Annotated in this window: 5 protein-coding genes; all 5 read left to right on the top strand. The window is 46.4% G+C overall.

The window, feature by feature from the left end; translation table 11 throughout:
• Nucleotides 1-953: 953 nt before the first annotated feature.
• The 5 genes from QWZ05_RS22270 (at nucleotide 954) to QWZ05_RS22250 (ending at nucleotide 7,444) form a co-directional block, all read left to right on the top strand.
• Nucleotides 954-1,241, top strand: coding sequence for a hypothetical protein (locus tag QWZ05_RS22270; RefSeq protein WP_290300763.1), 288 nt, complete (start codon nucleotides 954-956; stop codon nucleotides 1,239-1,241).
• A 368-nt stretch (nucleotides 1,242-1,609) separates the two neighbouring features.
• The gene (gene gmtZ, locus QWZ05_RS22265) at nucleotides 1,610-4,165 is read left to right on the top strand and encodes a gamma-mobile-trio integrase GmtZ (protein WP_290300761.1); all 2,556 of its coding nucleotides are present in this window, start codon (nucleotides 1,610-1,612) and stop codon (nucleotides 4,163-4,165) included.
• Nucleotides 4,165-4,842, top strand: coding sequence for a gamma-mobile-trio protein GmtX (gmtX, locus tag QWZ05_RS22260; protein ID WP_290295792.1), 678 nt, complete (start codon nucleotides 4,165-4,167; stop codon nucleotides 4,840-4,842). The genes gmtZ and gmtX overlap by 1 nt, the downstream gene beginning before the upstream one ends.
• Complete coding sequence (locus QWZ05_RS22255; RefSeq protein WP_290295794.1) at nucleotides 4,842-5,279, top strand: VPA1267 family protein; 438 nt, start codon at nucleotides 4,842-4,844, stop codon at nucleotides 5,277-5,279. The genes gmtX and QWZ05_RS22255 overlap by 1 nt, the downstream gene beginning before the upstream one ends.
• Nucleotides 5,276-7,444, top strand: a complete 2,169-nt coding sequence (locus QWZ05_RS22250; RefSeq protein WP_290295796.1) for an AAA family ATPase — start codon at nucleotides 5,276-5,278, stop codon at nucleotides 7,442-7,444. Before QWZ05_RS22255 ends, QWZ05_RS22250 begins: the two co-directional genes overlap by 4 nt.
• Nucleotides 7,445-7,457: the final 13 nt, after the last annotated feature.

Below are 7,457 nucleotides of genomic sequence, written 5' to 3'. Positions count from 1 at the left end.
ACAACTAATTATATGGTATTAGTAAATATTGTGACACTGGGTGTATAAGAAAGCATAGCTTTGTCATCAGTAAAAGTCAGGAGCGACGATTGTAAGAGGACAATACGCGGAATCAAAAGCACCAACTGCCATCTGCTACACTGAGCAAGGCGAGTTGAGCACGGTGACAGAGTGACCTACTCAAATTAGAAGCAGACGGAGTGGAGCAATTCAGTGATGAATGCTTTCTTCAAGCGGATCTTTGTGTTGGATATATGGAGCAAATAGAGGTTGTTCGACGATCGAGTCTCTTCCAGCCTTCTCTAAACGTTTTATACAGGAACCATGAGTGAGGATGGGATTGACCCCTCGGTTATATGGGTGCCAAGTCAACCAGTAACGTGAATAAGCATATCATCGACTGCGGCATTTACCGACTGGTTGGCAGAAAAGCAAGGTACTGCGTCCATGACCCCTTGCGTGATGCTACCCGCATGAGCAGCGATTGATTACGCTGCATGGTATCGCAAAAAACCAAATTGATTTCCTGGGTATATCGAAGATAAGACTGTGAACAATAACCATCGTTAAGCTGCGAACGAGAATTGTTAAAGGACGCCACGCCGCCTCACCAAAACCGAAGATGACGCATCCCTTTCTGAAACAAGCATTGGAAGATTTTTATATAAATGGAATCGGTGGCGCGAGCGACCACGAGTGGCACTCCGGACAAGGAATACTCTTCTAATGCACGGCTGGCGGGTTACGCGAATGAAGCGTTAACGCTTGGGTGACAGGACGTGTTTGAAGATCCCTATGAGCCAGATAGTGCTAAGCGTTCGAATTTACAAGAAAACAGATGGCAAAGCCACTGATGGTGGCGAGTCGTTCTGGTAACCAAACAGAGAAGCATATACTAAAGGGCAATTATGCTCGCCATCCCTCGCAGCGCATGAAAGGCACAGTGATATCTGTTGGAAGAAAACCGTGTGGTTGGACCACAAAGACAACTACATACAGGTCAATGGTTTCCAACTGACTATGGCAAAGGTTTAGTCACTTATGGAAAAACTACCAAAAGTACCGAGCCAGCAACGACTGTCATCACCATTATGCGTTTATTTCGTTTCTATCATGAGCTGCTTGTATCGGCAACCCTTACACCAGTCAACGCCTTACATGATAACTACGCCAAGGGCTTGAAGCGCATTGGTTTAGAGCCGAGCAGGCAGAAGCTTAGATCCACATGGGCATCGACATAATTACGGCAGACGATTAGAACGTTCCAGATTTGAACCCGTTGGTAATTCGACGCTGTATGCACATTAAGTCCCTAGACTCACAAATCCCTACACAGCAAAGGCCCGCAGGAAATCTCTGATGACTGACCCAAGCGACGTTGCAACTGGCAAACCTGAATCCAAAGTCAAGCGCTCGACTGGAAAGCACTCGTTGCGCATGGTTTTGATGACGTCGACCCGCAGGGCTATTTCACAGCAAGCATCCGTATATATTGAGAGGTAAAGAATGGCTTGTAGAAAAAATGACGACGTTCATCGATTCATCCTTCTCTTGGATGCTCACCACACTGTGCTGAGAGTGGCAACCACTGGCAGGAGTTGGCAGCCGAGTGGATGGCGCACAAACCACATCGATGACACTAACAATTTGCTACTTGGCTCGCTTCTTCGAATCCTATATTAGAGAGCGCGCAAGCTATGCGATAGGCGACATATCATTATTTTTTAAGGGACACCGAGGACACCAATGTTCTAGTGAAGAGCTGGAGACGTTGTTAAGAGAAACACAAAACTCTCCTAAAGTAATCCAATCAGGAGTAAACATCTCCTGTGACTTTATTGACTTTGTTGTCCAAAAGGTGTTTTCTGAAGAGGATGACAATGGCGAGTTAGTGTCATTGGTTGAAAACCCGCTGAGCAAAATCAAACGACAGGAATCACTAACAGAAACTGTACGTACCCCCCTGCCGTATCGCTACATTCATAATTTGCGCCAAATCCTCTGTCCGCTACCTGATAAAGACGAACTCACCGTCATTGAACAAAACCTCAAGCAAGGTGAAACCCTGCTTCCCACTTATCACTATCGTAATTTCAAACACTGGACATGGGCGCAACAGCAGACAGGTCAACGTCTATCAGGTAATGATGGCGATTGGTTTGAAGTTGAACCAGAACTGATTGATAAAACCGACCCCGACTGTGTATGGCGTACTATAAAAACAACTCGCAAAGGCAATAAAATCATCCTTCACCAAATCTGGTCACCCGTCAAAGCGATGGTGGTTTTCATGAAGCTCCATCTGCCACTGCGTACCTATCAGGTGCGGATGCTAGATAGCGGTGAAGCCGATACGTGGCGCTACGAAAACGCTCAATGGGTACTTAACACTAAAAATGACTTTGCACTTGGCAGTGAAAAGCGCCCATTTAGTAAAGGCATATTCCGCCGAATTCACGACACCATGACAGGGCTGTATTCAACAGGCTTGTATATCAATACCAATAAGACCGCCGACCAAAACAAGGACGAACTAGAGCGTGGTTACATCATTCCGTGGCAAAATAATGAAGTATTGTACTGGATAGAGAAATTACGCAATTGGCAAGAAAAGTACAACCCAATTGATAAACCAACCGACTGCACCACATTACTTACCAAGCACACTGATAAGAAAAAATCGAAAGCACAACTGGAAAGTATGGGGGAAATTTCATTTCTATTTAGAGAGGCCTCGGCAAGGGGGGATGATAGAACTAAACCCATTAGGGACGATGCGCTAGACTCTTTCTGGTATCAACTCCTCTTCGCTCTAGAAAATCAATTGGCTGAACATGGTGATAGTCTCGATGGCGGGGGAAGATTGAGGTTAGTTTCCGAGTATCCAGAGGATATACCTAAGTCGCGACGTTACAAAACTAGCTTTCCATTGCACAGCTTGCGAGTCTCACTCATCACTGCCTATACGATGGACACCCAACTGCCATTACCTGTAATCTCTAAACTATTAGCAGGGCATACGCGTCTATTGATGACCATCTACTACAACAAGATTACCCCATCAGTAATGGCTGAAAAAATGGATGAAGCGCATGGAGAGCTAGACGCAAAATCCAAACAATCGGTGCGCAACTTCCTTAAAGATGCCTCATTGGAGCAAATTCAATGCAAGATGGTGTATCACAACGATGACAGCATTCAGGCGGCACTGGTTAATCGTAATCCGGTTGGCTGGGAAGAACGCTCGTGCGGTATGTGTCTGGTAGGCGGTAACACCGTGAAATCGGATGAAGTCAGTACCCTTGGTGGTTGCTGGAACGGTGGTAAGTTGATTAATGATGTAAAAGCTGCTACCCACCGCATTTACGGCAGTGTGCCTCACGGCCCTGAAAACTGTATTCGCTGCCGCTGGTTTATTACCGAAGCTCGATACCTGCCTGCGCTCAATGCCCACTTCAACCAACTGAGCTACAAAGCACATCAGGCTGCGAACCTATCTGTGGAAATTGAAGGTGAGCTGGAAGCCCTAAAAGACGAGCAGTTCTTTTGTGAAGAGCAAGGCAAACCGTTTACCAAGCACTATGAGCTGCAAGCCCTACAGCGCCGCTATGAAAAGCAGCAAGTTGAAGCCGATGAATACGCCAAAGACTGGATTGCGTGCTTTGAACTTATTCAGAAAATCATTCGTGTTGAAGAGACCAGAAATGAAGATGACAGCAAAGATAAACTGATTGCGGTTGGCTATGAGCAAGATGTCAGCCATGCCTTAAAGTTTATCGAAACCGACTCTGAGTTACTGCATCTATCACTGCTTTGTGATGATGCAGAATTCTTTCCTGATTTACAGGACGAACTGCGTAAAACCCCTGCTATTCAAAAGCGCTCGATGCAACTCAGTCGTGTGCTAATGAAAAAAGGCTTCGAGCCGATTTTCATGGAAATGGACGACAAACAACAACTCATAGCCGCCAATGCCATGCTGCGCCAAATGGCGAAAATTGCTGACCCTGACGATAAGCTCGAAGGCTACCGCAAGGTGGCGAACCACATCGAAGCGGAAGAATACCTGACCGATAACAAGCTGCTCTCTCAGGGTATTCATGCACTGACTAATAAAGCCATTAATCTAGATGGCATAGCACTACCGAACTTATTGGAGGACTAATGGAACTCGATATTGATGTTATTTTGGCTGACTTAAAAGAAGGCAAAGTGCCTCGCACGCAGCAAAACCTCGATAAGCTCAATGACACGCTGAAAGCCTATGCAGAATCAGGTCAGCGTGATTTCTCCATCACGCAAATTGGTCGGGTGTCTGCTGAAAATGGCGGATTGGCGTATGAAGCTTTGCGTGCTACCCGTAATAAGCACTACCGAACACTCATCGAAGCGTGGGCGGCAAAGTGCAATACCAGTACCAAAAAGCCGCTATCCAACACCTCACGGTCTAAATCCATCCCTGCGGATAATAAGCTGTTAGAGCGCATCCCAGACCCTGCGGTACGCGCCTTGTTTGGTCAAATCATTGCCGAGCGTAACCGCTACCGCAAAGAGGTCAATTTGCTCAAGCAACACGCCAATATCACTATCGACAAGCGCCCTGTGCGCCAGTTTGATACCACCGCAGAGCCAAGCGTCGAAGTGCTGCCATCCCTATCAGGCGTACTCACCGAATCAGAGAAAAAAGCCTTAGCGTATGTCATTTCTGATGAATGCATGGAAAAGAACGACTGGCAAACTACTCAGGCGGGTCAAGTAAAAGACATGGAATACAACAGCGAAGTATTCCCTAGAGGCTTTGTCACAGGGCTTCGCAAGCTATTGGGTGAGGTAGATGACTAATGGCAAGTGGGCAGCAAAAAGCACAGCAAAACCTTGAGGCATTTGAGGTCTGGAAAGCCACACAGACGGACGATGACTTTAAACAAATCGTGTTCAGAGGTCAGCTTAACCGTATTGAAGTGGCAAAGGGTATTGGTTGTGGCAAATCGGCGTTAAACCAAAATCCTGCCCTCAAGAAAGCACTCAAAGCCTTAGAAGATGAGCTGCGCAGTAAAGGTGTCCTGCCACCGTTGACCGCCGCTGCCAAGAAGAATGAGGGCAAACCTCAAGCCTACGACAACACAGCAAATCGAAAGCTGCTCGATTCAAAGCGGGTGTCATCATTAGAGGCTGAAAACATCGAGTTGAAAGCCAAGGTCAAGGAGCTTGAAAAGCGACTTGAGCGCTTTGGTGAGCTATCTGAAACCTTATCCGAAATGGGGTTGATGCCACGATGAATACCGCTTTGCATGAAGACCAAATGCGTGTCACCAGTATCCCTTATCACTCGACCAAGATGGTGATATTCAGCGGTGTACCGCTGGCGAAAGACTCTTACAAAACCAATAGTGGGAAGTATTACGTCACCATCAAAGCCGACCCCGATAGCATCCCTGTACTTCCAACGCTGGGTCAGCATTGGTCAGTCAGAGGTGCTCGACAGATAGAAAATATGGAGATGGGTGATTATGTAATGCAGCAGCACACGTATGAATCACCCAAGCATATTGAATGCACTTTACCCGAAACAGGTGAGCAACTGATACGATTTATCGCCAGAGAAAGTGACTTCAAGGGTATTGGCGAAAGCAAAGCTAGAGCGCTCTGGCAGCTCTTGGGTAAAGACTTCCATGCCACACTGAGAAATGACACCCCAGAGTCCAGAAAGCGTCTGACATCGATTTTGAGTGAAGATTCAGTGGAAGCGCTCTTTAAGGGGTACGCCAAATATAAAAATCTGGCTCATTGCAACTGGATGAGCGAGTACAACATCCCTGCCAGTGTGCAGCAACGACTACTCAAGCATCACGGTGAAGCCTCCATCGATGTTATCAAGGATAATCCTTATGCTTTAATGGGCTTTGGTCTTTCGTTCAGTGCCATTGAAGACATTATCAAGTTAACGGATTTTAAGAGCGATGTTGCGAAGGATGACCCAAGAAGGCTCAGCGCTGCTCTGGAAATGGCGATTCGCAAGGAGATTGAAAAAGGTCACACCTATACCACTCATGCCAATGTGCGCCCTTACCTCAACAAGCTATTAAGAGACAAAACACTGGTCACTCAGGCGTTCAAATCAGGTCATGATAAAGCTCAGTATGTTTTAAATCCCGACACAGGAGCCTACCATCCAACAGCGCAACTTCTGATGGAAAGTGTTGTTGCCAAGCGCTTAAAAACACTGATTAAGCGAAATAACTTGTTTGATGAAAACGCCAATGCTGCGTATTGCTCTGCGGCTGCGGAGCTTCCCTACGAATTAACCCCTAAACAAATCGAAGCCGTCACAACGTGTCTGGATAATTCGGTAAGCTGCATTACGGGTGGTGCAGGAACAGGCAAAACAACGGTACTCAGGACGGCTCTCAGGACATATCATCAACTTGGATTTGAAATACACGCCGTTGCGCTCAGCGGTCGTGCTGCAATGAGACTTCATGAGTCCATCGGTTTTGTTACCTCAACCATTGCCAAATTGCTGCGTGAAGAACCTATTGAACCCAGTGTCGAGAAAACAAATCATCTATTAGTGATTGATGAAGCGAGCATGATTGACCTGCCAACTATGTATCGCCTAGTAAATCACATTCACCCCTCTGTACGATTGATATTCAGTGGCGACCCTGACCAACTCCCACCAATAGGTTGTGGCAAGGTATTGGAAGACATCGTTGAAGCAAAAACGGTGGCGAATACGATGCTGGATATCGTCAAACGGCAAGAAGGTTCAACGGGTATCCCCGAATACTCAAAACTCATCAATCAAGGAGTGATGCCTGAACAATTAAGCTCAGGTGCAATACACTTTCACGAAACCAGTAAAACAGACATTGCCAAAGTCTGTTGCGAGCTTTATCAAGAGTTCCCTGATAGCAGTCGTGTCATGGCTCCAACCAAGGCACTCGTATCAGAAATCAATAAGCTCACCCAGCAAGCCGTTAACCCAGATAGCGCCAGCCTTGAGTTCGAAATCAATGGTAACAAGTTCTTTCTGCCACTTAGCCTCAATGATGCGGTGTTATTCACGCAGAATCATTACGATAAAGGCATTCAGAACGGCTCACTTGGCACACTAACCAGTACCAAACCTTCTGGTGACAGTTATGGTGAAGTGACGCTAGATACAGGTGAAAAGGTCGAGATAACACAATCCGTTCTCGACTGCATGGAGTTGGGTTACGCAATCACTCTACATAAAGCTCAAGGATCACAGTTTCCACGCATCATCATCGCTCTGCAAAACGGAAGAATAGTGGATAGAGCATGGTTCTATACGGCAATCACTAGAGCGGAAAGTGAAATCCATATCGTTGGTAGTAGTGATGACATGAAGCAGATCACCAAGGCACCTAGTCACTCTCATAAGCGGAATAGCTACCTGAAAGAACTATTACAATGCTGAAGTTTTATTGTGC

The organism is Vibrio agarivorans (assembly GCF_030409635.1).
GTDB lineage: Bacteria > Pseudomonadota > Gammaproteobacteria > Enterobacterales > Vibrionaceae > Vibrio > Vibrio agarivorans.
Note: the sequence above shows the minus strand (reverse complement) of the source record. Positions and strands in the feature narration are given on the sequence as shown.